Source organism: Morganella psychrotolerans (assembly GCF_965118875.1).
GTDB lineage: Bacteria > Pseudomonadota > Gammaproteobacteria > Enterobacterales > Enterobacteriaceae > Morganella > Morganella psychrotolerans_C.
The window spans coordinates 98,299-124,637 of the sequence record NZ_CBCPJD010000012.1; the positions used below are offsets into that span (position 1 = coordinate 98,299).

Here is a 26,339-nt window from a genome sequence, read left to right on the forward strand (position 1 = left end):
CGCAATCTTATCTGCGAAACTGATAAAATGTTACTGCGCGTATATCAGGTATTACTTTACCTCATTCAACCTCTTATCTGGTTACGCCTGCTATGGCGCAGCCGTCGTTCTCCTGCCTACCGCAAGCGCTGGGCTGAACGTTATGGTTTCTGTAAAGGGAAAACCGGTGTCGGCGGCATTGTTCTGCACTCGGTTTCTGTGGGTGAAACCCTCGCGGCCGTTCCTCTTGTCCGCGCATTGCGACACCACTATCCGACCTTGCCCATCACAGTTACCACCATGACACCAACCGGCTCAGAGCGTGTGTTATCCGCACTGGGTGATGATGTTTTTCACGTCTATCTGCCTTATGACTTACCCGGCTCCATGAAACGGTTTCTGAATACTGTTCAGCCGCGGCTGGTGATTGTCATGGAAACCGAGCTGTGGCCGAATATGATAACGCAACTGCACCGGCGTAAAATTCCGCTGGTTATTGCGAATGCCCGTCTCTCAGCGCGATCAGCCGCCGGGTATCAGAAAGTCGCCAATTTTGTCAAAACCATTTTAAACCGGATAACCCTGGTTGCCGCCCAAAATCAGGAAGACGGCGATCGCTTTATTGCACTGGGATTGCGCCGCCAGCAGTTACACGTTACCGGCAGCCTGAAATTCGATATTTCTGTCACACCTGAACTGGCAGCAAAAGCGGTGGCATTGCGCCGCCAGTGGGCTGCCCGCCGTCCGGTCTGGATAGCAACCAGCACCCACGAAGGCGAAGAAGATATTATTCTGAACACCCACAAAACACTGCTCGCCCGCTACCCGAATCTGTTACTCATCCTTGTTCCCCGCCATCCTGAACGGTTTGCAAAAGCCCGGGAACTGACCGAAAAAGCCGGGTTAACCTATGTGATGCGCAGTAATAACACCATCCCGACACCGGAAACACAGGTGGTCGTCGGCGACAGCATGGGCGAACTGATGCTTCTGTACGGACTGGCTGATATTGCGTTTGTCGGCGGCAGTCTGGTTGAGCGTGGCGGACATAATCCGCTGGAAGCCGCAGCACATGCACTTCCGGTATTGATGGGACCGCATACCTTTAATTTTAATAATATTTGCAGCAAGCTACAGCAGGCCGATGCGCTGATCACCGTCACGGATGAAAAAAGCCTCAGTGACGCCGTCTGTAACCTGCTGAATGATGAAGATTATCGCCTGTACTGTGGTCGCCATGCGGCTGAAGTTCTCCATGAAAACCAGGGCGCACTTCACCGTCTTCTGCAACTGCTCAGCCCGTATCTGCCACAACGGGGGCACTGATGCCGGAGATAAAACGCCTTTCTGTCGTGATGATCAGTAAAAACAATGCCGATGTTATCGGGGATTGTCTGCGTTCTGTACAAGGTCTGGCGGATGAAATTATCGTGCTGGATTCCGGCAGTCAGGATAATACCTCAGAAATTGCCCGCGAGTCCGGGGCATTGGTATATGAAAACCGGGACTGGCCGGGTTTCGGGCGTCAGCGTCAGCTTGCACAGCAGCATGCCACCGGCGACTATATTCTGATGCTGGATACCGATGAACGGATCACGCCGGAATTAAAACAATCGATTGAACAGGCTCTGAGTGCGCCGCAACTGAATACGGTTTATCGTTTCGCCCGGCGTAATTTGTTTCTCGGGCGTTTTATGAAACACAGTGGCTGGTATCCTGATCATGTCCTGCGGCTTTATCCGCGGGATCAATATCAGTACAACGACAATGCGGTTCATGAATCCGTGAATACACAAGGTGCAAATATCATCACCCTGAAAGGAGATGTATTACACCTGACCTGCCGCGATTTAATTGAGTTTCAGCAAAAACAGCTGCGTTACGCAGGAGACTGGGCGCAGGCCCGTTATCAGGCCGGTAAGCGCTGTTCGTTTCTCTCTGTTCTGACACATACCGGCGGTGCATTCTGTAAGACCTTGCTGTTAAGAGCCGGTTTTCTCGATGGTAAACAAGGCGTTATACTGGCTTTTGTTAACGCACAATATACCTTTAATAAATACGCAGCCTTGTGGTCGATGGGCAAAAAAGATGAGTCCGCATCATGAAAACACGCGCAATTTATCCCGGCACCTTTGATCCGATCACCTGCGGGCATATCGATATTCTTGAACGCGCTGCAAAAATGTTTGATCACATCCTGCTGGCTATCGCTGACAGCAGCCGTAAAAACCCGATGTTTACCCTCGATGAACGGGTCGCTCTGGCACAAAAAGTCTGCACCCATATTCCGAATGTGGAAGTGGTCGGTTTTTCAGAACTGATGGCAAATTTCGCGAAGAAACAAAACGCCAATGTCCTTATCCGGGGTGTTCGTTCTGTTGCGGATTTTGAGTATGAGTGGCAGCTCGCGAATATGAACCGCCATTTTGCCAGTGAGCTGGAGAGTGTATTTCTGCTGCCGTCACAGAATTTATCGTTTGTGTCCTCATCGTTAATTAAAGATGTGGCGCTGCATGATGGTGATGTGTCTACATTTTTGCCTGAGCCGGTTGCACAGGCAATGCTGAAAAAACTGGGAAAAAGCTGATCAATGCTGACACGCGGGGCAAAAAAATGTGCTCCGCTGCCCGACTTTCACCACTTCAATCGGTTTGCCGCAATTCGGGCAACATTCACCCTGTTTTCCGTAGACAAATAATTCCTGTGCAAAATAACCGGGCTTTCCGTCTGACTGTAGAAAGTCTTTCAGCGTGGTCCCGCCCTGTTTTATTGATTCCGTCAATACCTTCTTAATGGTTGCCACCAGGCGCTCTGTTTCTGTTTCAGTCAGATCTTTCGCTACCCGTAACGGGTGGATCCGTGCAATAAACAGCGATTCATTCGCATAGATATTACCGACACCGACCACAATTTTATTATCCATCAGCCAGCTTTTGACCGGCGTATTCCGTTTGTGGGACTTCTCAAACAGATATTGCGCATTAAATTCATCCGTCAGCGGCTCCGGTCCGAGGTGCGCCAGTACTGAACAGGTTGCCAAATCATCTGCCCACAGCCAGGCACCAAAACGGCGCGGATCGGTATAACGCAAAATTTTGCCATCACCCATGACCATATCCACATGGTCATGTTTCTCTTCCGGGGTCTCTTCCAACAGGATCCGCAAACTGCCCGACATTCCCAGATGGATGATAATCCACCCTTCCGGCAGCTCAATCAGCAGGTATTTTGCTCTGCGCTGTACGCTGAGGACAGGCCGGTCACTCAGGCGCTCGATCTGCTCTGATACCGGCCAGCGCAGACGTCTGTTTCTGACTTCAACATAACGCACAGTGTTACCGACAAGGTGCGGCTCAATACCGCGCCGGCTGGTTTCGACCTCTGGTAATTCAGGCATACGTACTCCGGATAACAGGTTTAATACATTGAGTTAAAATATATTCTGAGGGATATTATTTTGCAGACAGTGAGTTGCGGATCAGATTAAGTGTTTCATCCGCACATTTATCCCAGTTAAATTTATCAAGAATAAACGAAAACGCACAATCTGTTTTATCTGCCGCACTGGCGGGATCATCAATAATCCGGCGGATAACACCGGCAAAACTGGCTGCATCCCCGCTTTTGGCAAAATTAACCAAATCATCCCCGGTGATACTACGGATGGACGGCAAATCAGAGATAACAACCGGCTTTTTCATTGCCATATATTCGAATAATTTAAGCGGGGAAGTATATCGCCCGCCCATACTGCTGTCAGTCAGCGGTAACACGCAGATATCCGCATCAGCAATAATCTGAAACCGGTTCACCGGCTCAACATATCCCATAAAACAGATGCGATCCGTAACCTCTAAGGTTTCGGCCAGGGCTTTTAGCTCTGCTATCTGTTCGGGTTTTCCCCCCGCGACATTCAGTGTGACATTCTCCAGCGCAGGTAATGCGTGAATAATTGTCGGCAATCCTTTCCAGGGATGAAGGCTTCCCAGATATAATAAATTAGTTTTTGAGCCGGTCTGATTTGAGTTTGCCGTGCCCGTTACCGCACCGGCAGCCAGTAGATCAACACCATTCGAGGTGACATAAACAGGTGTATCTGTCTTATAAAGTGCCTGTGCATCTATTTTTATCAATGCTGTTTTGACAAATACAGCTGAAGCATCACGATAAACAACGGATTCTGTTTTCAGTAATTTTGCCAGCTTCCGCTGATTTTTAATGCAGGAAAGGTTGTGAGATTCCCTGAATGACTGAGAAAAAACCTCATGGCTTTCAAAAAAGCAGGGAATACCCGGATGCTTATTCAGCAGATAATGTGCCATTTTCAGATTGCGCGTAAACACGGCATCCACCGGATTTTTTTTCAGCCATGCAGAAACCTGATAATTAAATACTTTCTGACTGTTAAACGGGAAAAACCAGGTTTTCCGGATATTTTTCAGTCCGGTGAACCTGACTCGCGCATCAATAGCACGTCCCAGAATACTGTCTGCGGATACGGACGATTGAGGCGATACCATTTCAACGGAGCATCCCCTGCGCGCCATCGCATCAATCATCTGGACAATTTGCAATGATGCGACACGGTAATCCGGTACAGGATAGGGATCAATGTAAGCAATCTTCATTATGCTCAGCTTCGTTTTTCATCATTTGCAGTTAATACCCTGAGAAGTCTGCGGGCTGAATGTTGCCAGGTATAACGCCCGACAATGCGTAAACGCGCATTCTCTCCCATTTTCTTCCCTCTGTCAGGCAACATATACAAATGGTTAACCGCATCTGCAATGGCCTGTGCACTTCCCGGCGGAACAAGCAGACCGCTTTGTTCTTCATTGCCGATAACTTCCGGAATTCCGCCGATATAACTGCCAATCACCGGCTTACCACACGCCATCGCTTCTGCAATGGTAATCCCGAATGCCTCATCTCCGATACTCGGAAACACGCCTGCATCGGCAGCAGCATACCATGCCGGTAATTCATCATGACTCACCGGCGGGTGAAAAATAACGCAATCCTGAACACCTTTTTCTGTCGCCCGTCGCCGGAGTGCAGGTAAATCATCACCCGCACCAATAACCAGCAGCTTTATATTATCATTTTTTAATAATGCGATAGCATCCACCGCATAGCGGACACCTTTCCAGCCAACTAACCGACCGGCAAATGCCACCAAAAAGGTATCATCATGAATACCGAGAGTCTGGCGCAAGGTTGTTTCCATCGGCTTAAACCGGGTGGTATCCACCCCGTTATAAATGACGGACGGAAATTGTTTGTAATGATGCTGAATCTGCCAGGCATTAAAATGACTGCACGCCACCCATGCATCCAGCCGTTGGCTGAGTTTGCGGTCTCCGCGGAAAAAACTGGTGCCGCCGCTCATAAAACAAAATTTTGTTTTTGTGTCTTTTGGTAAAAGGCGGGGCCAGAAAAAATCAAATGGTTTGGTCAGGATAATCCAGTCAAAGTTCTCTTTCTGAACCTGATGGCGGGCGTGACGGGCAAAGGAATAACGTTCCGTTATTTTCTGAAAACGACTGCCGATATTCAGCACCCGCTTGCGGGGTATATAAGGAAAAGTATGAACTGTCACCGGACGTCCGTCTGGCTCAGGCCGGACATCACCCTCTCCGCCAAAAATATGGACCTCGTGACCTTCATCAGACAGTACCTTTGCTAATTCCCATACAGCCGTCTGTATTCCGCCGTATGACATAGTTACCGTCACATCGATAAAACCGATCTTCATATTTCCGCTTACCTTAACCTTACCTCAGCCTGTCATATAGCCAATGTCACTATAAATGAGAATGACTAACATGTCGGATGTGTTTTTCCGGTATTTCCGGTAATGTATATATCTCCCTGTAAGATATCATCAAACCCTCTGCGCGGGTTAATCTTTTCAAATATTTAACCTTTCGCCAGCCGTTATGATTATTATAAATCAGGCAATTACAGACAAATACCTGACCGAAATAGCAATAAATGATAAAATACATTAAAATCAACATATTACCATTTCTTATCACATCCTTATTAATTAACAATCCTGCATTTATATTCGGTACAGTATAAATATCATATTATTATTAAAATCAGCTGCTATCTCTGATAAACAGGATAAACATTACGCTTCTGATAAGATAAATCCTATTCCTTTAATATAGACTCCATTTTATCCAGCATATTGTTTATATTAAAGTTTCTTTCTGCATGACATAATGCTGCCTGACTCATTTTTATTCTCAGCGCATCATCATTTATCAGCTGACGCAATTTGTCTGTCAGTTGCTCAACATTACGGGGCTCAACAATAAACCCGGTTTCATTATCAATGACAGCCTCCGTGATCGCACCGACGGTTGTGGAGATAACAGGTAACTCACATAGCATCGCCTGCATTATTCCCTGCGGGACGCCCTCATTACCGAATGACGGCAAGACAAAAATATCCATTGCATTGAGACATAGCGGTACATCATCACGATTTCCTAAAAAAATCACTGACTCTGATAAATTCAGGGATTCTGTCATTGGCACCAGATTTTTACGCTGCGGTCCGTCCCCGACAAAAAGTATCTGCCAGTCCGGATATTCTGTATGCAACGTTCTCCAACTTTCCAGTAAATATTTATGTCCTTTCCATGTACGCATCGTGGCAACAATACCAATCGTGCGTTTGTCCGGAATTCCCAGTTGCCGGCGGGCAATGTGTTTATCCTGCGGAAAAAACTGTTCCGTGTCTATCCCGGTGGGAACAGATGTCATGTGTGACAGCGGATAACCATTGTGAGCATGTAAATGCTGACGCAATTTTTCACCCGTGGTGACAATATGGCGACAAGCCCGCAAATATAACCAGCGCGTGATAAAAGACGTCGATACCTGAGTGGATACATGGCGGGTACGGACAACAGGCGGCATTCCCGTCAGCGTTGCACAGGCAGCAGCGATAAGCCAGGTGTCGGTTGAACTGTGTGTATTAATAACGCCGAACTCCCGCCCGTGTCGTTTCAGCCAGTGACGCACCGACTGTAGCGCAGTCCATCGCTTTTTATAAATAGGTAACGGAACCACGTCCACCCCGTAGCGCGGAGCCTGACGTAATATTTCCGAATCCGGGCAGCACACAATAACAACACGGTATCCCCGCCGGATCATGCCCTGAGACTCAGTCAGAATACGTATTTCCTGCCCACCCCAACCGCAGGATGACTCAGTATGGAGGATAGCAAAAGGATGTTTATCCATTCAGGTTAGTTCTCTTTTTAAGGTGATGAACGCTATCTGTGCTGACAAAATCTTTTTTGGCAAAAAAAACAACTATACCCAACGTCATTCAGGATGCGGCTAACGAACCTGTAGTTTGAATGAATAAGGGTACACAAGCAAAATAATCCGGATTATATCAACACAACCCGTCATTAAATGACACCACCTTGCTAATGACAATAAAAAACCCAGCCGAGGCTGGGTTTTTTCAATCAGAAAGCAAAACTTACTTAATTTTTGCTTCTTTGTACAGAACATGCTTGCGAACAACAGGATCGAATTTCTTCAGTTCCAGTTTCTCAGGCATTGTACGTTTGTTCTTCGTAGTGGTATAGAAATGACCTGTACCTTCAGAAGAAACCAGTTTAATTTTCTCGCGAATACCTTTAGCCATTTTTCAGCTCCTTAGTACTTCTCACCGCGGGTACGTAAGTCAGTTAACACTGTCTCAATACCCTTCTTGTCAATGATACGCATACCTTTAGCAGATACACGCAGAGTCACGAAACGCTTCTCAGACTCAACCCAGAAACGGTGAGAGTGCAGGTTCGGCAGAAAACGACGTTTGGTCGCATTTAATGCGTGTGAGCGGTTGTTACCACTCATCGGACGCTTGCCAGTAACTTGGCAGACTCGGGACATGTCTATTCTCCAAAAATCTAATCAGCTCGAGCTTTGTATTGGGTGAGGCTGCCTCGTCAGGCTTAGGAGCCTATCTCAGCGTACTTTTGACTCGCCGGGAAAGTGCTCTGTCAACCAGCAAAAATTTGCTGAGATAGGCTCTTCTCGCCAAACCCAAGATCCTCAAAGGTGGCGTAGTATACGCTTTCCGGCGCAAACGCTCAAGACCCGAACAGTAAAGATCGCGTGTTTCTGCGAAAAAAACTGATCAGATCAACCCATGTTCCGCAAATGAAAACGTATTGAATTTCCCGACAACCAGGTGATCCAACACGCCAATCCCTACCAGCTCACACACCTGCGCAATTTTTTTTGTCAGCAGAAGGTCAGCCCGGCTGGGTTTTTCATTACCGGAAGGGTGATTATGCGCCAGTATAACAGAGACTGCATTCACTTTGAGTGCAAGACGCAAAATTTCCCTGGGATGAACCTCCACACAGTTTACCGTTCCGGAAAACATTTCCTCATAACGAATCAGCTGATTCTGATTATTCAGAAACAACACAACGAACACCTCCCTCTCCTGCCACATAATCAGCTGATGCAGATACGCTTTGACAGAACAGGCGCTGTTGAGAAACGCCATCTCCTGAAACTGGCTGCTGAAAAAACGCCGTGACAACTCAACAATGGCCTGAATCTGACAGTATTTACTGTCCCCTATCCCATTGAGGGGCTTAAACTCATCGTAGCCGGCCGTCAGCAGCCGGTGTAATGAACCAAATACACCTAATAAATACTCTGCGAACTGCCTGACCGGCAGTTCACGGTTACCTGTCCGTAAAAAAATGGCCAGTAACTCTGAATCACTCAGCACAGAAGCACCATAGGCAATCAGCTTTTCTCTCGGCATTAAATCCACGTTTATAATCGGGTTATCCATCTCCTCACCACCTGTCTTTTTCCGGTTTTGACAGAGAAAAGTATGGCGGTTTCCTGCATACCTGCGCAAAAAAACCGTTATTTTTGCGACCTGAGCCGAAGAAAAAAGTTTATTTACCTGGATAAATAAACAGCACTCTACCTATACGCTGAGGTTGTGGTAAAATCGCGCATCTCCAAATAATAACCGGATAAAGCACAATGTCTGCACTGACAGGAAAACAGATTGTTCTGGGCATCAGCGGTGGCATCGCAGCCTATAAAACACCTGAGATTGTCCGTCGTCTCCGTGACCGGGGCGCTATTGTCCGTGTCACTATGACCCCTGCGGCAACCGCGTTTATTACCCCTTTAACACTTCAGGCCGTTTCCGGTTTCCCGGTGGCGGAAAGCGTTCTTGACCCTGCAGCCGAAGCTGCAATGGGACACATCGAACTCGGAAAATGGGCTGATCTCATTATTCTGGCTCCCGCCACTGCGGATTTAATCGCCCGCCTGAGTGCCGGTATGGCAAATGATCTGGTTACAACTATCTGTCTGGCGTCTGATGCCACTATCGCCGTTTCGCCGGCCATGAATCAGCAGATGTATAACGCACAGACCACACAAGAAAATCTGGCACACCTTGAACAGCTTGGTTTTGCTGTCTGGGGACCGGACAGCGGCAGCCAGGCTTGTGGTGATGTTGGTCCGGGACGTATGCTGGATCCGTCAGAGATTGTCGCCAGGGCAGAACGCCATTTTCAGCAAAAACAGGATATGACCGGTATCCGCCTTGCGATCACCGCAGGGCCCACACGTGAAGCCCTTGATCCTGTCCGCTTCATCAGTAATCACAGCTCCGGTAAAATGGGATTTGCTATTGCACGGTCAGCCGCTGCCCGCGGAGCGGATGTCACCCTGATTACAGGTCCTGTCACATTGCCGACACCCCCGGGTGTTAAACGTATTGATGTTGTCAGCGCGTGTGAAATGAATGATGCAGCACAGCTCGCCGCACCCGATCATCATATTTTTATCGGATGTGCTGCCGTTGCTGACTATCGTGCCAAAGTGGTTTCCGGTGAAAAAATCAAAAAGCAGGGCGACGAAATAACCTTTACCATGGTGAAAAACCCGGATGTGATTGCAGGTGTCGGTGCACTGACCAAAAACCGCCCGTTTGTGATTGGGTTTGCAGCTGAAACCCAAAATGTGGAAGAATACGCACGCGGCAAGTTGGCAAAAAAACAACTCGATATGATTTGTGCCAACGATGTTTCTGTTGAAAACCAAGGTTTTAACAGTGATAACAATGCCATTCACTTATACTGGCATACCGGCGATATAAGCTTACCGAACATGAGCAAATCCGAGCTCAGCCACCACTTACTGGACGAAATACTGAAACACTATGACGAAAAAAATCGACATTAAGATTCTTGACCCGCGCATCGGCGGGGAATTTCCGTTACCGGCATACGCCACTCCGGGTTCTGCCGGGCTGGATTTACGCGCTTGCCTGGATGCCGCAACTGAGTTACTTCCCGGCCAGACACTGCTGTTACCAACCGGCTTAGCGGTGCATATTGCTGATCCGTCACTGGCTGCAATGGTTCTGCCGCGTTCCGGACTGGGTCATAAGCATGGTGTTGTACTGGGTAACCTGGTCGGACTCATTGATTCTGACTATCAGGGACAGCTGATGGTGTCTGTCTGGAACCGTGGTGACAAAACTTTTATCATTGAACCGGGTGAACGTATTGCACAGATGATTATCGTTCCTGTTGTTCAAGCCGAATTCAATATTGTCAGTGAGTTCACTGAAAGCGAACGCGGTGACGGCGGATTCGGCCATTCAGGTCGTCAATAATACTGATAACGCCGTGATATCCGGTGCTTTTCTGATAACTACGCTGAGTAAAGGTGTGGTTATCAGATGACAGGTTTGTTTTTGCATTAAAGCAGGGGTGTTATCTGATATGGCAGAAAGTACAAAAAAGAAGAACAGGCGTGAGGAAATCCTGCAGGCGCTTGCGCTGATGCTCGAGTCCGGCGACGGCAGCCAGCGGATAACAACCGCGAAGCTTGCCGCCAGTGTCGGCGTCTCCGAGGCTGCGCTCTACCGACATTTTTCCAGCAAAACAAAAATGTTCGACAGTCTGATTGTCTTTATTGAAGATTCCCTGATTTCGCGGATAAACCTTATCCTTCAGGATGAAAAAGAGACGATTTTACGGATAAAACTCATTCTGATGCTGATCCTGGGGTTTTCAGAAAAAAATCCGGGACTGACCCGAATCATGACAGGTCATGCGCTGATGTTTGAGCAGGATAAGCTGCAAAGCCGTATTAATCAGCTCTATGAGCGTATTGAAGCCCAGTTGCGTCAGGTTTTAAAAGAAAAGCGGATCCGTGACGGAGGTGGTTTTACTTATGACGAAAGCCTGTTAGCATCTCAGTTACTCGCTTTCTGCGAAGGTATGCTATCGCGTTTCGTACGTTCAGAATTTAAGTATCGTCCGACACAGGAATTTGATGTCCGTTGGCCGTTGCTTCTCGCGCAGTTACAGTAACACCGGCAGAAAACCGGGAGTCATTCATATTCCCGTGCTCAGACCCGCTGGTGACAGTCCCGTTTTTAGTTAGACTACTCACCCCGCCCGATATATTGGGCGAGGGCTTTTTTTGTTCAAAATCAGCGTCAAATCTGAATTCCGTATTGTTCACGATAAGCACGGACCGCACACAGGTGCTCACTCATCTGTGGATCTTCAGCCAGGAAGCTGACCAGGTCATTCAGTGTAATAATCGAGAACACCTGACACCCGTAATCTCTCTCCACTTCCTGAACCGCAGATAATTCTCCCTGCCCTTTTTCCTGACGATCCAGGCTCAGCATAACGCCTGCAAGCGTGGCATTATTTTGTCTGATGATTTCCATTGATTCACGGATTGCCGTTCCGGCTGTTATCACATCATCCAAAACCATAATACGCCCGCTCAGCGGGCTGCCGACCAGCGTTCCGCCTTCTCCGTGATCTTTGGCTTCTTTGCGGTTAAAGCAGTAAGGCGTATCAATATTATGATGTTCCGCCAGTGCAACGGCGGTAGTGGTTGCTATCGGGATCCCTTTATACGCGGGTCCGAACACCACATCATACTGTACGCCGCTGTCACATAATGCCGATGCATAAAAACGCCCGAGCAGTGCTAAGTCCCGACCGGTATTAAATAACCCGGCATTAAAAAAATAGGGGCTTTTCCGGCCGGACTTCAGCGTAAACTCACCAAATTTCAGCACCTGTTTTTTCATCGCAAGTTCAATAAATTCGCGCTGATAAGCTTTCATCGATATCTCCTGACTCTGGTTTTGTCCGGTAAATGACAGGTATAAAAAAGGCGACTATCGAGTCGCCTTCTGATTAATTTTCTAATGCCGCCTTCTGGGCGGCGAAAATAGTATCCAGCCCGCCTCTGGCAAGTGCCAGTAAAGCCAGCAATTCATCATGACTGAACGGTTCACCTTCTGCCGTTCCCTGAACTTCAATCATTCGTCCGTCATCAATCATAACGACATTCATATCTGTTTCAGCGGCGGAATCTTCGACGTATTCCAGGTCACAGCGCGGCTCACCATCCACAATTCCCACGGAAACCGCAGCAACCATTGATTTCAGCGGGCTGGCTTTCAACTGACCTTTTTCAACCATCTGATTAAGTGCGTCTGTCAGCGCAACACATGCGCCGCTGATAGCCGCAGTACGTGTACCACCATCTGCCTGGATAACATCACAATCCAGCGTGATAGTAAACTCGCCCAGCTTTTTCAGGTCAACCGCTGCGCGTAATGAACGGGCAATCAGACGCTGAATTTCCATGGTACGGCCGGTTTGCTTACCACGAGCCGCTTCGCGCGCATTCCGCGAATTGGTCGCTCTCGGCAACATGCCATATTCTGCTGTGATCCACCCCTGTCCCTGACCTTTCAGGAAACGCGGAACGCCTTCTTCAACGGAGGCATTACATAACACTTTAGTATCACCGAACTCCACCAGCACAGAGCCTTCAGCGTGTTTGGTATAATGACGGGTGATTGTAATAGGACGCACCTGGTCTGTTCCGCGGCCTGCGGGACGTGATGACTGACTCATAGCGATTCTCCGGTTCAGTTAACTGTTGGGCGCGCATTATACGGCTTAAACCCGCGAATGCCTATGCCTTAACGGCATAAGAGCGCTATAATCAGAACATTAAATCCATTATCAGGACAGATATTATGATCCGTAGTATGACTGCGTTTGCCCGTCAGGATGTTAAACGCCCGTGGGGAAATGCCGCATGGGAACTCCGCTCCGTTAACCAGCGTTACCTTGAAACTTACATCCGTCTGCCGGAACAACTGCGCAGCCTGGAACCGGTGATCCGCGAGCGCCTGCGCCAGCGTCTGACGCGCGGTAAAGTGGAATGTAATCTCCGTTTCGAACTGAGCAGCGCCGCACAAGGCGTACTGAGCATGAATGAAGAGCTGGCCAAACAGCTCGTTGCCTCAGCAAACTGGGTAAAAAATTACAGCCACGAAGGTGAAATCAATCCGCTGGAAATTCTGCGCTGGCCGGGTGTGATGTCGGCTCAGGAGCAGGATCTGGATGCAATCAGTGAAGAACTGCTGGCCGCGCTGGATGAAACAATTACATCCTTTATTGATGCCCGTGAGCGCGAAGGTGCGGCACTGAAAATCTTAATCGAACAGCGTCTGGACGGTGTGACAGAAGAAGCACGCAAAGTCCGCGCACTGATGCCGGATATCCTGCAATGGCAGCGCGAGCGCATTCAGGGCAAGCTGGATGATGCCCAGATTCAGGTAGATCCAAACCGCCTGGAGCAGGAACTGATTCTGCTGGCACAGCGTATTGATGTCGCCGAAGAGCTGGATCGTCTGGATGCACATGTAAAAGAAACGCATAACATCCTGAAGAAAAAAGAAGCTGTCGGTCGCCGCCTGGACTTTATGATGCAGGAGTTTAACCGCGAATCAAACACCCTCGCCTCAAAATCCATTAATGCCGATATCACCAGTTCCGCCATTGAACTGAAAGTTTTAATCGAGCAGATGCGTGAGCAAATCCAAAACATTGAGTAAACCCTCACAGTAAATCAGAGCACATCAACAAGCCGGTCAATACACAGTATTGACCGGCTTTTTGTTAAACCTCTTTTTCCGGCGCTATTTCCTCCACATCATCAGGTTCGGCTTCCTTACTGACGGGGATGATAAGATTGAGAATAATAGCGGTGATCCCCCCGATACAAATCGGGTTTTCCGCTAATGCGTAGAGTGACGGAGGCAGAACATGGAATACTGCGGGGTCATAAGACACGCCCAGCCCCAATCCCAGAGAGGTAGCAACAATCAGGGTTTCGCGGCGGCGCAGGCCGTTTGACAGAATAATACGGATACCGGCAATAGCTATCATGGAAAACATCAGTGTCATTGCCCCGCCCAGTACCGGTGCCGGAATGGTGGTGAAAAACCAGCCAATACCCGGAAATAAGCCGAGGATAACCAAAATCACCGCAATAATTTTCCCCACATGCCTGGATGCCACACCGGTCATCTGGATCACACCGTTATTCTGCGCGAAGGTTGTCAGCGGCAGCGAACTCATAGCGGATGCGGCAACAGAGACTATTCCGTCGGCCATCACGCCGCCTTTCAGACGGGACTGAAATTCCTGCCCCTGAATTTTCTGCCCGGAAACCAGTGCGGTGGCGGTTAAATCCCCGACCGCTTCCAGCACACTTAACAGATAAATAATCGCAACGACAAGAAAATGCCCGAAATTAAATGAAAATCCATATTTAAACGGGACAGGGATAGTAATAAATGCCGCTTTACTCATCTGACTGAAATCAACCATTCCGAGGAACAGCGCGCAGATATAACCGACAATTAATCCGATAGCGATCCCGCCCATACGCAGCAGCGGACTTTTGCAGCAGTTAAAACCAATCACCACCAGCAATACTAATAATCCGACACCGATGTTCTGGTAATCGCCGAATGTCCCTGATGATTTGGCTGAGAAACCGCCGCCGAAATCAATAATACCGACCTTAATCAGACTCAGCCCGATCATCAGAACCACAACACCGCTGACAGTCGGGGTTATTACACGGCGCAGATAGGGCAGGATAAAAGACGATCCCACAACTAAAAATGCCCCGGCGAACGAGATACCAAAAATGGTGGATAACAATAATTCTTCACTTATACCATCAGCCCGCATACTGGTTCCGATGGCAATCATTACGGTCACAAATGAAAAGTTAACAGATTGAATGGATAGCAACCCCGAGCCGACCATTCCGTAGCGGTTCACCTGCAACCATGTCCCCACTCCGGAAGCGATCATAGCCATTGAGACGAGGTATGCATTGGTTTCCGGTGATAATTGCAGTGCAGTACCGACAATCAGAGCCGGTGTAACCATCGGAACAAAAATAGCGAGTAAATGTGTTACTGCACCAATAATTGCCTGTAAAAACGGGGGTTTGTCTTCAAGTTGGTAGATAAGATCTGACGTTGTGCTTTGTTGATCAGACATCTCTTCTCTCCTGTAAGTGAATTTGACTATCTGAACTCATTTTTAACTATCTGTTTTATTGTGATTTTTATTTTCAGTTCATGACAATCCGCCATAAGCCATAGTGCGGATTGTTCTGATGGTTAAAGCAATAACCACACCAAAAGAAGGGTTCAGTGACAGGAAAGGGAATAAAGTGTGATTGATAACGGAGTTTTAATCTGATTTGTGAAATTGTTCACTATTTATACTGAGACAGATACAGAGTTACCAAAAAAGCCGGGAAAACGAAAAACCGTGCTCCTGGTTAATAATATCATTATGAAAATAGTGGTTGATAATTAATCAAATTGATAACGGGTAATTATCAATTTTTGATATCTTACTGATTACACTAACAATTAGTCTTGTCCGGGAATACGGGAACGACTGAGTCGGGTTTTAACCAGCAAACGCAGAGAATTAACCACCAGCAGCAAAATGAATGCATTGGAAAAGATAAACAGTGTGAATGCCAGCAGATGAATAAATTTATTGTCTGAAGACATACTGATATTCAGCGAGGATTTCGCCAGCGCGGAAACACCGAATGAAAAACTCCAGAATGACAATGTGAATGTCTGCTGTGTAAACCAGGGAATGAGACGGATCATAAACACAAGCTGCAAAAGCCCGTAGCCGAGCAGCATTTTAGCAAAAAAATCAATATGGTTATGATTAACGGCAAGATAGGCGCTGCACGCAACCAGAGCAGGGGCAAGCTGAATGCCGAAAGAGAGCCGGGATTTTTCGTCCATCAGTCCGTCACTGCGGATCCGCTTGAGAATAGCCGGTTCCAGACTCAGCCAGGAAAAAACTCCCGCCCCGAAAAAGAGGATACCGAGATCGGTATAACCCAGCGCACCGCAGGCCATTGCACAGATAAAATTATTAGCGACTGTAGGGAGATAAAGCACCGGGGTTGTCGCCGCTTTCGGATATTCTCCCTTCCATTGGGAACCGGTAAGCCAGGCCGCATAAGCCAGCTGAGCCACCGCACCAAGCCCGAACAGCACGCCGGCAAACAGCGGGAGGTAGGGTGTCAGCCCCATTGCCACCAGAACAGTTGTTGCCGGTAATAAGCTGGAAAACCCGCTGGCGACCGGATGGCGAAATTCATCCGTCACGCGATCGGTAAAACAGAGACTTTTTATAATAAAGAGAGACACCAGCACCAACCAGACAATACACCCCGCACCGATAATCACTTCACCGATGATCGCCGGATAGCCCTGTTCTGCCGCGGCATATCGCCACGCCATACCGGTTCCGATCAATCCCAGGACCATACCTAAATAACCGGCAGAAAACCGGGATGCGGTAGATTTAATATTATTTATCAAGGATATGATCATATTTATTCAACTCAGTCATTAAGCAATATTCGGCTGTTTTCAGCCGGAAATAAAATAATAATACAAATATTATAATTTATTTTGATAAGGGTCATTCTATATGCATGTTATAAGGCATCAATTATCCTGCACCAGACCATCCAGTCCCCAGTGATGCGTAATCTCACGGATAATCAGCAGAAATGCGGTGAATTGTTTATCAGAAGGTATTGATGTTGATGATACCGGGCTGCCGTTTATTACATTAACAACCTCATTAAAGGCGCATTCTATTTCCGTTGTTAATAAATAATCCGTTTTATCACCGTAGAATAAATGATTCAGCCGCAGATCCACACAATGCAAAACCAGCTCACCGGCAGGCAATTTTGCCCGCGCAGGGATAATACAGTTCTCAATATGCTCAATGGCGATTTCTGCTTCATAAGGGGTTACCGGTGAATGCTGAAACATAAAACCATCAATGACGCTGTCCCCTACAGGGATCCGTAATGTACCGGAAGGTGCTGAAATGAGGGTTTCGGTGGCCACAATTTGGATCGTCAGGTGTGTTGTCATTATATCCGCTGCCATCTCATCAGAAAAAACCGTGTTATTCATCTCCGCGACAAACCTGCAAAATACATTCACGGAACCATTTTTGTACCGGGTCATTATCTGTACGCGGATGCCATAATAATGAAAAATTAAGCCCTCCCGCCGGAAATGGCAACGGAAAACTAAACAGGCTCTTGCGTAAATTAGCGGTAAACTGCTCTGGTACAACCGCAATCAGATTGCTCATGGCGGCTATCGCAACCGCCGCAGAAAAACCGGAAACAAGCATTACGGCGGGCTTGATAGTCATACCTGATTCGCTCATGTAACATACCGGTTGTGTTCTATCTCCCGGCGGTTGGCGATCAATGCCAATAAATTCATATTGTTGCAGACTTTCAGCCGTTACAGGTAACTGCGTCAACGGGTGCGTTTTACTCACCACACCGACCATTTTGTCTGAAAACAGCAGACGACTCTTCATTTCCTGCTCAGTATTATTGCTGACGACTGAAATTTCAGCATCCAGCTTTCCCTCTTTTAATCCTCTGCCATATTTTTCTTCTTTGCTGATAATACGCAATGTAACGGCGGGGGCATCCTGCCGCATCCTCGCCAACAGTAATGCACCTGAGTTTTCAGCAAAACCGGCAGATGCCCGTAAGGTAAACTGCTGATCCAGCTTTATAAAATCGGTTGTATCCGGCGTTTTGAATACCTGCTCAATCTGCTCAATCAACTGTGTTACCTGGGTTCGGACAGACGCTGCATAAGGTGTCAGCACCATGAAGCGCCCGGATTTTACCAGCAATGGGTCATTAAGAGCCATGCGAAGACGGGTCAGTGCCCGGCTCATTGCAGAAACACTCATGCCCTGTTTCTGTGCGGCACGGGTAATATTGGCTTCCGTCAGCAACACATTCAATGTAACCAGCAGATTCAGATCCATATTCAGCATATCAGCTGCTCCGTATTTAGCGCCGGCGCAAATACCGCAGCGCAATACCCGTAGATATCAGCATTAAGCCGGTGGCAACCCCGAACGTCAATATAAAACCGCGCCCGATATTTTCCTCAGCCACATTTCCCGGAGAAATAGATCCCGCAGAGACTGAAAACAGGGTTCCCATCAGTGTTGCGCCATTTATCAGCCCGGTATTACGTGAGAGATTTATCATCCCCGCCAAAAGCCCTTTTTCCTGTGAGTCTATCCTGAAAAGAATGGCGGAATTATTTGCCGCCTGAAATGCAGCGTATCCGCTTGTAATAATGGCAATAAAGATCAGATAAAGTGCGGCATAGGGTAAAATTCCCAATAGGGTGAATAATGAAAAACCAACGGTCATCATAACCAGAGCATAAACAACCACTTTATCTGCGCCGATTTTATCTGTCAGTTTTCCGGCGGGAATCCCGGTGAAGGCGGCAACCAGCGGGCCGCACGACATCATCAGTCCTGCCTGTAAAGGTGACAAATGCAACTGATGCATCAGCCAGAAAGGACCTGCGACCAGCAACGCCATCATGACAGTTGAAACAAGAATACTGAGGGTCATCCCCGTGATTAATGCAGGCTGCTTTATCAGCGCCACAGGGAATACCGGGTTTGTTGTCCGTCGCTCACTCTGCCGGAACAAAAGCACCCCGCCGCACGCCGCTGCCAGTAACAGCAGGCGCCACATTCCATCATTAATAATCATGCCGGATGAATACATCGCAATGATAAGTGTCAGTAATAAAATACCGGTGCGGTTTACCGGAAGACGCTGACCGGACGAAACAGGCTGTGGCTTAACGAAACGAATAATAAAGAAGAGCGCTGCTATCCCCGCCGGGATATTAATAAAGAACACCGCCTGCCAGCCCCATTGCCCGGTGAGCCAGCCACCACAGGCAGGTCCGGCAGCCGTTCCCATGGCAGAAAGTGCGCCAATCCACCCCATTGTTTTCCCGCCGGACAGCCCTGTGCGCATGCCGGCAATCAGCGCCATTGTGCTGTTCATCATCATCGCGGCAGCAATACCCTGAAGCACACGTCCGGCGACCAGCCATAACAACGTTGGCGCAAGCCCGCACAATGCGGACGCGAGTGTGAACAGAAATACCGCCGTACACAGCACTTTCCGCCGGTCAATCCGATCGCCTATCTGCCCGGTCACAACCGCCGCACTGGTCAGCGAAATGAGATACACCACAATGACCCACTGTATATTACTGAATGGTGTATCAAATGCCTCAATCAGTGAGGGCACCGCCACATTCACAATACTGCTGTTCATTGATGCCATAAACACCGGCAATGCCAGCGCCATCGGATACTGTTTTACATCATGCATTTTTTCCATAGCACACCCGTATTATGCTCTTATTCATTCAAATCGCAGGTTCGTTGGCTGCACCTTGAATGACGTTGGGTATATATAACCCGCTGTTATCGTAATACGGAGAAATCCCTGAATGAAGATGCGTCAACCGGTTACCTCAGTTGCACCAGACGCCACCTTTACATTTCTCTATCCAACTATACGTTCCCTGTATTGACCTTCCCCTTAGGGAAACCATTAGTCTTATCAATATTATCCGATTAATTACAGAGAATATTAATGAAAAAATCCGTTTTGGCGCTCGCTTTATTAACCACACTGTCTGCCGGTGCGATGGCAGCGAAAGGCACTGTCACTGTGTATAAATCCCCGACCTGCGGCTGCTGCGGGCAGTGGGCGGAAGGTGTGGAAAAAGCCGGTTATGATGTACAAACCAATATTGTTCCGCAAGCTCAGCTTGAGAAAATGATGATCGATTCCGGGGCATCCATGAACCTGATGAGCTGCCATCTGGCGACACTAAACGGCAAATATGTGATTGGTCATGTTCCGGCTGACAGCCTGGATGCCATTGATACCCTGCCGGAAACCGCAAAAGGAATTTCTGTACCGGGCATGCCGACCGGCAGCCTTGGTATGGAATATAAGGACATGAAAGAAGCGTATGATGTGATAGCGTACGATGCCGCCGGCAAACAAACCGTTTTCCGCAGCTACTGACCACCACAATCAGTTTTTATTTTGCAGCGAAATGTCGAGAAAATGCAAAAAACGGTCGACAACAGGTGATAATTCACGGCGACTGGCATACACAGCTCTCAGTTCTATAGGTGCCGGTTCTTCACGGAACCGGATCACCTGTAATTTACCTTCGCGGATAGCCGGCTCACAAAGGTGGCGTGATAAAATCGCAAAACCAACACCTTCAATGGCAGCCGCTCCCGCCAGCACCCCACTATTGACCTGGTAATGGCTGTTGATCCGCAGAGAAAGCAGCCCGCCGTCAGGTTTACAAAAAATCCACGGCTGCCCGTTCAGGGCACTCAGGCTGGAGATACAGGGAAACTTGGTTAAATCAGAGGGTGATTCCGGCATGCCGGTACGTGCAAGCAGGGAAGGTGCGGCAACCACCACACTTGCCCACGACTGAATAAGACGGCTGTGATAACTGCTGTCCGCTATCTCTCCCCGCTGATAAGTCAGCAGCAAATCAATATCATCACTGATAATATCTGCCGGTGTCAGCCGGGTATCACAGCGGATCTGTAATCCCGGATGTGCTGCCGCAAAGCGGGCAATGATACCTGCCAGTATTTCGCCCCCGCCCTCACCCGGAACAGTCAGCCGGAAGCACCCGGTCAGTGCGTCGTCATCACGGATCTGTGACAATGTTTCACGCAGCATTTCATCCGTTTGTCTGACGCGCTGAAATAACTGCTGCCCCTGTGCTGTCAGACGCATACGCCGGGTTGTGCGCTCAATGAGGCGACAGCCGGTCTGAGTTTCCAGTTGTTTTATCGCACGGCTGACATTGGATGACGGCATTCCGAGCCAGACAGATGCCGCCGTAAAACTGCCCTGTTCGGCAACTGTCAGAAAAACCGGGAGTAAATTAAGGTCAAGCGCCACAACCGCATCCTCTTCATGATAAATTCGCTCTTTCATTCTTATCATAAACAGGCTAATCCGTCCTCAGCAATGACCAAAAGACTGTAATTTGTGATATCGCTGTTCCAGTAATTCATCCACCGGCAGCGCGGATAACACGCTGAGGTCACTGAGTAACTGTTCACGCAGTTTATCTGCTGCACTCTGATGATCCCGGTGCGCACCACCGGCGGGCTCCGCAATAACAGTGTCAATAATTCCCAGCGCTTTCAGACGCGGAGCGGTCATTCCCATGGCTTCCGCCGCCTGCGGGGCTTTATCGGCACTTTTCCACAGAATAGAGGCACAACCTTCAGGTGAAATCGCCGCGTAGGTACTGTACTGCAACATATTGATGCGATCCCCGACACCAATTGCCAGCGCGCCGCCCGAGCAGCCTTCTCCGGTAATGGTACAAATTACCGGGGTTTTTAACCGCGACATCTCCAGCAGATTGCGGGCTATCGCTTCTGCCTGCCCCCGCTCTTCTGCGCCGATGCCCGGATATGCCCCCGCCGAATCAATAAAGATAAGTACCGGCAGATGAAAACGCTCCGCCATCTTCATTAATCGCAACGCTTTACGGTAGCCTTCCGGAGAGGGCATCCCGAAATTACGCAGCAATTTTTCTTTGGTATCCCGTCCTTTCTGATGCCCGATAACCATCACCGGTTTGCCGGACAAACGCGCCAGCCCGCCGACAATCGCTTTATCATCGGCAAACGCCCGGTCACCGGCAAGCGCCTGAAAATCGGTGAAAATAAGATTGATATAATCCAGGGTATAAGGACGGCGCGGGTGACGGGCGAGCTGCACAATCTCCCATGCGCCCAGATCGGAATAGATTGACTGTGTCAGTTGTTCACATTTTTTCCGCAGGCAGGCAATTTCGTCATCCGGATCAAAACCCAAATCACCGCTGCGCTCTTTAAACGACTGCAATGCTTCGATTTTTTCTTCCAGTTCAATGATTGGTTTTTCAAATGCAAGATGATACTGAGACATAGCTGACTTCTACCCTGACAGGAAACATCCGGTCAGTGTAAAAAAAGACCGGAACAGGATACAGACACTGTTCCGGCACAAACTTATATCAAAAACGGGATAATCAGTGAGAGATAGCCGCACAGCGGCGGGCAGTGAAGATGGCAATAAGCGGTGCAATTGCCAGCAGCATCATCAGCCAGTAAGCCGATGACATTGCGCCTGCCAGTGTTTCGTCATTAAAGCCGTTGACGTTAACAATCATTCCCGCAAGCGCTGCCCCGAGTGCGGTGGCAAAAAGTTGTACAGTTGTAATGGATGCGGCGGCAACTTCTTTATCTTCCGGTGTGGCAACCTGCAAAATACGGGTTAACAGATGCGGCCAGCCAAAACCAATACCAAACCCGACCAGGGATAATCCCAGCAGGATAGGCGACATAATGCCCCATGTGCCTGCCGATGGCACAGACAGCGTCAGTGCCAGCAACACCAGTCCCGCCAGTACAAAAAACGGACCAAGCAGGATGCTTGCCCGCATTTTCGCCCCTTTCCAGCCGGCACTGATTATCTCACTGACTGTCCAGCCTGCTGCCATCAGCGCACTCATATAGCCCGATGCCAGCGGCGACTGTCCGTGCAGACGCTGAAGAAAATACGGCACAAATACTTCACAGGTCATGCCGATAGCCAGCAGAGAGATAGTGACATACAGCGCCGCATGATGGCTGCCGCGACGGAATGTATTGCGGGGTAATAAACGGGATGAACTGCGCTGCTCAACCACTGCAAGCAGGATCAGTAACAGCAGTGCTGCTACCACACCAAACACATTCAGCGTCACATCCGGACTGAGACTACCCGCAGAAACAATCAGCACGGCAGCGGTCAGTAAGGTCAGCTGAATCAACGGTAAGCGCTGACGGGGTGCATTTTCTGTTGTTTTCTGCTTTTTCGGCATAATAGTGAGCAAAAAGAGCCCATAAACAACCATCAACGGCAACATCACACCAAACGCATAACGCCACGCGTTTAACTCAGCAAAAATACCGCCTACGGCCGGGCCGACTAATGTTGCGACACCCCACATCCCGGAAATCAGTGCCATAGCCCGGGGCCACAGCGCCGGGACATAAACTAAATTGATCATCGCGTAAGACAGTGCGAACATAACACCACCACCAAAGCCCTGAACCGCTCGTCCGAGCAGCATAATGTCCATGCGCGGTGCCAGGGTACAGGCAAGGCTGCCGACAAAAAAGACAATAACGGCAAGCAGATACGCAACACGAGCACCATAAACAGAGAGTATCCGGGCAGAAAAAACGGACCCGACAATTGATGCGGCAACAAACAAAGTCGTGTTCCACGCGTACAAATTCAGTCCGCCTATGTCCTCAACGACGGAGGGCAGAATAGTCGTTGCCATTAAAATATTTACGGCATGTATAACCACGCCCAGTGAAAGAGCTATTGAAATTGCTGCATTTTTCCCTGAAAAGAGATCACGCCAGCGACTGTCATCGGGCAACATAGAACCATCCTTTTAATCTTGTGATATTTTGCTGAATACGGTAAATTAAACAAGAAATTACTTGGAATAATAGATACCGGGCACAGAATATGTCAAGAAATAACCTGGAAAGCAACCTGAGTTCCGCACAATCTGTTGGCGAAAAGTTACTTATCCTCCTGAAAAAATACGGTCCGATGCAGGCAGCCGACGCAGGAGAGCATCTTGGCACAACCGGTGAAGCGGCCCGGCAGCAATTTGCCAAACTGGCAAAAGACGGCATGGTCGAGGCACAATCCGAAAGCCGCGGAGTCGGTCGTCCGATCCAGCTCTGGCACCTGACAGCGCTTGGTAATAAACGTTTTCCGGATTGCCATGCCGAGCTGACAGTCAAAATTCTGACTACTATCCGCCAGGAGCTGGGTGAAGAGGCGATCAGTAAAATAATTACTGCCCGGGAAAATGAAGCACGCCGCGATTATGCTGAAAAAATGCAGGGCGCAGAGACATTAGAAGAACAGATTATCCGCCTGGTCGCCATCCGCACGGATGAAGGTTATATGGCACAGTGGGAAAAGGAGCCGGAAGGTAGTTGGCTTATCATTGAGAACCACTGCCCGATCTGCTCGGCTGCCCGTATGTGTCAGGGATTCTGCCGTGCCGAACTGGCACTGTTTCAGTCCGTTTTACATGCAAATGTGGAACGGGTCGAGTATTTACTCACCGGCTCTCGCCGCTGCGTATATCGTGTGATACAACAGGAAGATTAATCATTTCAGTTAATCACTCAGAAGGAAGAGGTCACACAATGAAAATTTCTGCACGTAACCAGCTTACCGGCAAAGTATCCCGTATTGTTGCAGGTGCTGTGAATAATGAAGTGGAACTGACACTTGAGCACGGCGAAGTACTGACCACAGTGATAACCAAAGAGAGCTGTGATGTATTAGGACTGCGCGAAGGAAAAGAAGCTGTGGCGATTATTAAAGCGCCGTGGGTTGTTTTGGCAAACCCGGACTGTGGCTTGCGTTTTTCTGCCCGTAATCAGTTTTCCGGCAAAATCAGTAAAATTGTTAATGGTGCGGTAAACAGTACTATTCATCTGAGAACAGAGAAAGGTCTGCCGCTGACAGCGGTTATTACCAATGAAAGTCGTGATGAAATGGAATTACATGAAGGTAATCGCGTTATCGCTCTGGTAAAAGCATCCAGTGTTATTTTAGCGACCAAAGCCTGATAAATAATTTTCGGTACCAGAACAGACCGGTGTTATTCCCCGGTCTGTTTTATTCTGAATAATTATCACCAACCCGGATTTAATTTTTCCGGTACAGGTTTACCCAGAAAAACCTGGTCATAACAATTAGTCAGATGACCAATATCCAGTGCTTTTTTTCCTGCTCCCGCCAGACGGGATGATAATATTGTTCCGGTGACACCAAGCGCAATCAGAAACATATCCGTATCCGGCATTGCCATACAGGATTCAAATACCCTGTCGGTATCACTATACGCATTTCTGCTTTCTGACAGAATAAGTGATCCTGATTTTATATTGGAAAATAATATATGCTCCGGGTCAAAACGTGAATTCTTTCCGGAGACAAAACAAATCGATTTTCCGTCCCAGAGATCTTTCCATAAGGTGACCGCTTCCTGTCCGTGAAAATTAAAGATATCTATCCGTGAAACCATCGAGTTACCGATAACAAACTGGTCATCAAGGAATACTTTACATTTTTTCCAGGATGCAGACCAAAAACTATTCCAGAACGGATCTTCCGGTTTTATTCCGGGAAAACACACCAGTGTATTTCTGTTATGACGACAGATATCCCGTAACTCATTCATTAATTTCCAGCTGTGCTCCTGAAAATCAAAACCATGATCGGTTATCAGGCAAGTAATCTCACCATCGCCGAAACGGCTCAAACTGAGGTTTTTCCCTGCAAGGGCTTTTAATGTATCTATCATGGAAAGCTGACGGCCCTTCATAAAGAGCCGCATATCTTCCATTGTATCCTGCCGGAGTTTCTCCTTCAGCAGGAAACAAATATTATCATTACTCTTTTTAATGCTTTCCAGGTAATAATTATTACGGGCCTGGTTATAAGCAGAGATAAAATAATCAATAATCTCTTTTAAAACTGTTTTTAATTCAGAAGAGTGCAACGGTAAAAAAACAGTTGCCGCTTTTTTATCTTTATAAATCGTTGTCCGGTTATTAAGTGTAATCCCGGAATGTATACCAATAACTGTATTATTCTCTGGTGAGGAAAAGACTATATCAATACAGTGAGAAGTATCAATCAGAAGTAAAACACTGAATAAATCATTAGTCATAGTGAAACAAACACTATTATCACGGACAGTGGCTTTACTGATACCGTTATACTGACAAAAACCCTGATTAATCAATTCCCTGATTTCATTTAATACATCATTTTCCATATCCATTTATTCTCCGGAAATCCTTTTTCAGCGAGATAAATATATACCCTGAATAATTCAGGATGCATGTCAGGCGATAAGCTAAGATAGGCAGGTCACATAG

The 26,339-nt window shown here is 48.0% G+C and carries 28 protein-coding genes; 10 read left to right on the forward strand and 18 right to left on the reverse strand.

Annotated elements, in window-relative coordinates:
• The first annotated feature begins 27 nt into the window (after positions 1-27).
• Genes waaA through coaD form a run of 3 tightly spaced genes read left to right on the forward strand, consistent with a single transcriptional unit; the run spans position 28 to position 2,566 of the window.
• Positions 28-1,305 carry a lipid IV(A) 3-deoxy-D-manno-octulosonic acid transferase gene (gene waaA, locus ACMHKJ_RS13445; RefSeq protein ID WP_413494651.1) on the forward strand — a complete coding sequence of 426 codons (1,278 nt, stop codon included), beginning with the start codon at positions 28-30 and terminating at the stop codon, positions 1,303-1,305.
• Positions 1,305-2,084: a glycosyltransferase family 2 protein gene (locus ACMHKJ_RS13450; protein ID WP_413494653.1), complete on the forward strand. Its 780-nt coding sequence runs from the start codon at positions 1,305-1,307 to the stop codon at positions 2,082-2,084. Before waaA ends, ACMHKJ_RS13450 begins: the two co-directional genes overlap by 1 nt.
• Positions 2,081-2,566 (forward strand): pantetheine-phosphate adenylyltransferase, encoded by a 486-nt coding sequence (gene coaD, locus ACMHKJ_RS13455; RefSeq protein ID WP_067369131.1) that lies wholly within the window; start codon positions 2,081-2,083, stop codon positions 2,564-2,566. Before ACMHKJ_RS13450 ends, coaD begins: the two co-directional genes overlap by 4 nt.
• On the opposite strand, the gene mutM is transcribed toward coaD, so the two are convergent.
• The 7 genes from mutM to radC form a co-directional block, all read right to left on the reverse strand.
• On the reverse strand, positions 2,567-3,376 hold the full coding sequence (gene mutM, locus ACMHKJ_RS13460) for a bifunctional DNA-formamidopyrimidine glycosylase/DNA-(apurinic or apyrimidinic site) lyase (protein WP_413494655.1): 810 nt from the start codon (positions 3,374-3,376) through the stop codon (positions 2,567-2,569). It lies immediately after the preceding gene.
• Between the two features lie 55 nt (positions 3,377-3,431).
• Positions 3,432-4,607, reverse strand: a complete 1,176-nt coding sequence (locus ACMHKJ_RS13465; RefSeq protein WP_413494657.1) for a glycosyltransferase family 4 protein — start codon at positions 4,605-4,607, stop codon at positions 3,432-3,434.
• A 5-nt stretch (positions 4,608-4,612) separates the two neighbouring features.
• Positions 4,613-5,734: a glycosyltransferase family 4 protein gene (locus tag ACMHKJ_RS13470; RefSeq protein ID WP_413494659.1), complete on the reverse strand. Its 1,122-nt coding sequence runs from the start codon at positions 5,732-5,734 to the stop codon at positions 4,613-4,615.
• A 404-nt stretch (positions 5,735-6,138) separates the two neighbouring features.
• Positions 6,139-7,239 (reverse strand): glycosyltransferase family 4 protein, encoded by a 1,101-nt coding sequence (locus ACMHKJ_RS13475; RefSeq protein ID WP_413494661.1) that lies wholly within the window; start codon positions 7,237-7,239, stop codon positions 6,139-6,141.
• Positions 7,240-7,486: 247 nt separating this feature from the next.
• Positions 7,487-7,654 (reverse strand): 50S ribosomal protein L33, encoded by a 168-nt coding sequence (gene rpmG, locus ACMHKJ_RS13480; protein WP_067369117.1) that lies wholly within the window; start codon positions 7,652-7,654, stop codon positions 7,487-7,489.
• An 11-nt stretch (positions 7,655-7,665) separates the two neighbouring features.
• A complete protein-coding gene (gene rpmB / locus ACMHKJ_RS13485; RefSeq protein WP_067369115.1) occupies positions 7,666-7,902 on the reverse strand; it encodes a 50S ribosomal protein L28 in 237 nt (78 codons plus the stop codon).
• Positions 7,903-8,149: 247 nt separating this feature from the next.
• Positions 8,150-8,824: a RadC family protein gene (radC, locus tag ACMHKJ_RS13490; RefSeq protein ID WP_413494663.1), complete on the reverse strand. Its 675-nt coding sequence runs from the start codon at positions 8,822-8,824 to the stop codon at positions 8,150-8,152.
• A gap of 200 nt (positions 8,825-9,024) precedes the next feature.
• Between radC and coaBC the strand changes: the two genes are divergently transcribed.
• The 3 genes from coaBC to slmA all read left to right on the forward strand — a co-directional run bounded on the left by coaBC (position 9,025) and on the right by slmA (position 11,378).
• Positions 9,025-10,239: a bifunctional phosphopantothenoylcysteine decarboxylase/phosphopantothenate--cysteine ligase CoaBC gene (coaBC, locus tag ACMHKJ_RS13495; protein ID WP_413494665.1), complete on the forward strand. Its 1,215-nt coding sequence runs from the start codon at positions 9,025-9,027 to the stop codon at positions 10,237-10,239.
• Positions 10,217-10,675, forward strand: coding sequence for a dUTP diphosphatase (gene dut / locus ACMHKJ_RS13500; protein WP_413494667.1), 459 nt, complete (start codon positions 10,217-10,219; stop codon positions 10,673-10,675). Before coaBC ends, dut begins: the two co-directional genes overlap by 23 nt.
• A 109-nt stretch (positions 10,676-10,784) precedes the next feature.
• The gene (gene slmA, locus ACMHKJ_RS13505) at positions 10,785-11,378 is read left to right on the forward strand and encodes a nucleoid occlusion factor SlmA (protein ID WP_413494669.1); all 594 of its coding nucleotides are present in this window, start codon (positions 10,785-10,787) and stop codon (positions 11,376-11,378) included.
• 128 nt (positions 11,379-11,506) lie between these two features.
• On the opposite strand, the gene pyrE is transcribed toward slmA, so the two are convergent.
• Both pyrE and rph read right to left on the reverse strand, forming a co-directional pair.
• Positions 11,507-12,154, reverse strand: a complete 648-nt coding sequence (gene pyrE / locus ACMHKJ_RS13510; RefSeq protein ID WP_413494671.1) for an orotate phosphoribosyltransferase — start codon at positions 12,152-12,154, stop codon at positions 11,507-11,509.
• Between the two features lie 73 nt (positions 12,155-12,227).
• A complete protein-coding gene (gene rph, locus ACMHKJ_RS13515; RefSeq protein WP_067369108.1) occupies positions 12,228-12,956 on the reverse strand; it encodes a ribonuclease PH in 729 nt (242 codons plus the stop codon).
• 125 nt (positions 12,957-13,081) lie between these two features.
• Here rph and ACMHKJ_RS13520 point away from each other — a divergent pair, with 125 nt between their 5' ends.
• Positions 13,082-13,945, forward strand: a complete 864-nt coding sequence (locus ACMHKJ_RS13520; protein WP_413494673.1) for a YicC/YloC family endoribonuclease — start codon at positions 13,082-13,084, stop codon at positions 13,943-13,945.
• Between the two features lie 64 nt (positions 13,946-14,009).
• Here ACMHKJ_RS13520 and ACMHKJ_RS13525 read toward each other — a convergent pair whose 3' ends face one another.
• From ACMHKJ_RS13525 to ACMHKJ_RS13545, 5 genes are all read right to left on the reverse strand, one after another.
• Positions 14,010-15,410 carry a nucleobase:cation symporter-2 family protein gene (locus ACMHKJ_RS13525; RefSeq protein WP_067369099.1) on the reverse strand — a complete coding sequence of 467 codons (1,401 nt, stop codon included), beginning with the start codon at positions 15,408-15,410 and terminating at the stop codon, positions 14,010-14,012.
• Between the two features lie 380 nt (positions 15,411-15,790).
• Complete coding sequence (gene tehA, locus ACMHKJ_RS13530; protein WP_413494675.1) at positions 15,791-16,783, reverse strand: dicarboxylate transporter/tellurite-resistance protein TehA; 993 nt, start codon at positions 16,781-16,783, stop codon at positions 15,791-15,793.
• 117 nt (positions 16,784-16,900) lie between these two features.
• Positions 16,901-17,383, reverse strand: coding sequence for a hypothetical protein (locus tag ACMHKJ_RS13535; RefSeq protein ID WP_413494677.1), 483 nt, complete (start codon positions 17,381-17,383; stop codon positions 16,901-16,903).
• The gene (locus ACMHKJ_RS13540) at positions 17,376-18,278 is read right to left on the reverse strand and encodes a LysR family transcriptional regulator (RefSeq protein WP_413494679.1); all 903 of its coding nucleotides are present in this window, start codon (positions 18,276-18,278) and stop codon (positions 17,376-17,378) included. Before ACMHKJ_RS13540 ends, ACMHKJ_RS13535 begins: the two co-directional genes overlap by 8 nt.
• Before the next feature lie 16 nt (positions 18,279-18,294).
• Entirely contained in the window at positions 18,295-19,665 is a 1,371-nt protein-coding gene (locus ACMHKJ_RS13545) for an MFS transporter (RefSeq protein WP_413494681.1), read from the reverse strand.
• Between the two features lie 258 nt (positions 19,666-19,923).
• Between ACMHKJ_RS13545 and ACMHKJ_RS13550 the strand changes: the two genes are divergently transcribed.
• Positions 19,924-20,364 (forward strand): DUF411 domain-containing protein, encoded by a 441-nt coding sequence (locus tag ACMHKJ_RS13550; RefSeq protein ID WP_413494683.1) that lies wholly within the window; start codon positions 19,924-19,926, stop codon positions 20,362-20,364.
• Positions 20,365-20,373: 9 nt separating this feature from the next.
• On the opposite strand, the gene ACMHKJ_RS13555 is transcribed toward ACMHKJ_RS13550, so the two are convergent.
• From ACMHKJ_RS13555 to ACMHKJ_RS13565, 3 genes are all read right to left on the reverse strand, one after another.
• Positions 20,374-21,273, reverse strand: coding sequence for a LysR family transcriptional regulator (locus tag ACMHKJ_RS13555; protein ID WP_413494766.1), 900 nt, complete (start codon positions 21,271-21,273; stop codon positions 20,374-20,376).
• Between the two features lie 63 nt (positions 21,274-21,336).
• Positions 21,337-22,296, reverse strand: a complete 960-nt coding sequence (accA, locus tag ACMHKJ_RS13560; protein WP_413494685.1) for an acetyl-CoA carboxylase carboxyl transferase subunit alpha — start codon at positions 22,294-22,296, stop codon at positions 21,337-21,339.
• Between the two features lie 103 nt (positions 22,297-22,399).
• Positions 22,400-23,806 (reverse strand): MFS transporter, encoded by a 1,407-nt coding sequence (locus ACMHKJ_RS13565; RefSeq protein ID WP_413494686.1) that lies wholly within the window; start codon positions 23,804-23,806, stop codon positions 22,400-22,402.
• 89 nt (positions 23,807-23,895) lie between these two features.
• Between ACMHKJ_RS13565 and ACMHKJ_RS13570 the strand changes: the two genes are divergently transcribed.
• Positions 23,896-24,555: a helix-turn-helix transcriptional regulator gene (locus tag ACMHKJ_RS13570; RefSeq protein ID WP_413494688.1), complete on the forward strand. Its 660-nt coding sequence runs from the start codon at positions 23,896-23,898 to the stop codon at positions 24,553-24,555.
• A gap of 38 nt (positions 24,556-24,593) precedes the next feature.
• Positions 24,594-25,022, forward strand: a complete 429-nt coding sequence (locus ACMHKJ_RS13575; protein ID WP_413494690.1) for a TOBE domain-containing protein — start codon at positions 24,594-24,596, stop codon at positions 25,020-25,022.
• 65 nt (positions 25,023-25,087) lie between these two features.
• Here the strand turns inward: ACMHKJ_RS13575 and ACMHKJ_RS13580 are convergent, their stop codons facing one another.
• Positions 25,088-26,242, reverse strand: a complete 1,155-nt coding sequence (locus ACMHKJ_RS13580) for a GT-D fold domain-containing glycosyltransferase (protein ID WP_413494692.1) — start codon at positions 26,240-26,242, stop codon at positions 25,088-25,090.
• Positions 26,243-26,339: the final 97 nt, after the last annotated feature.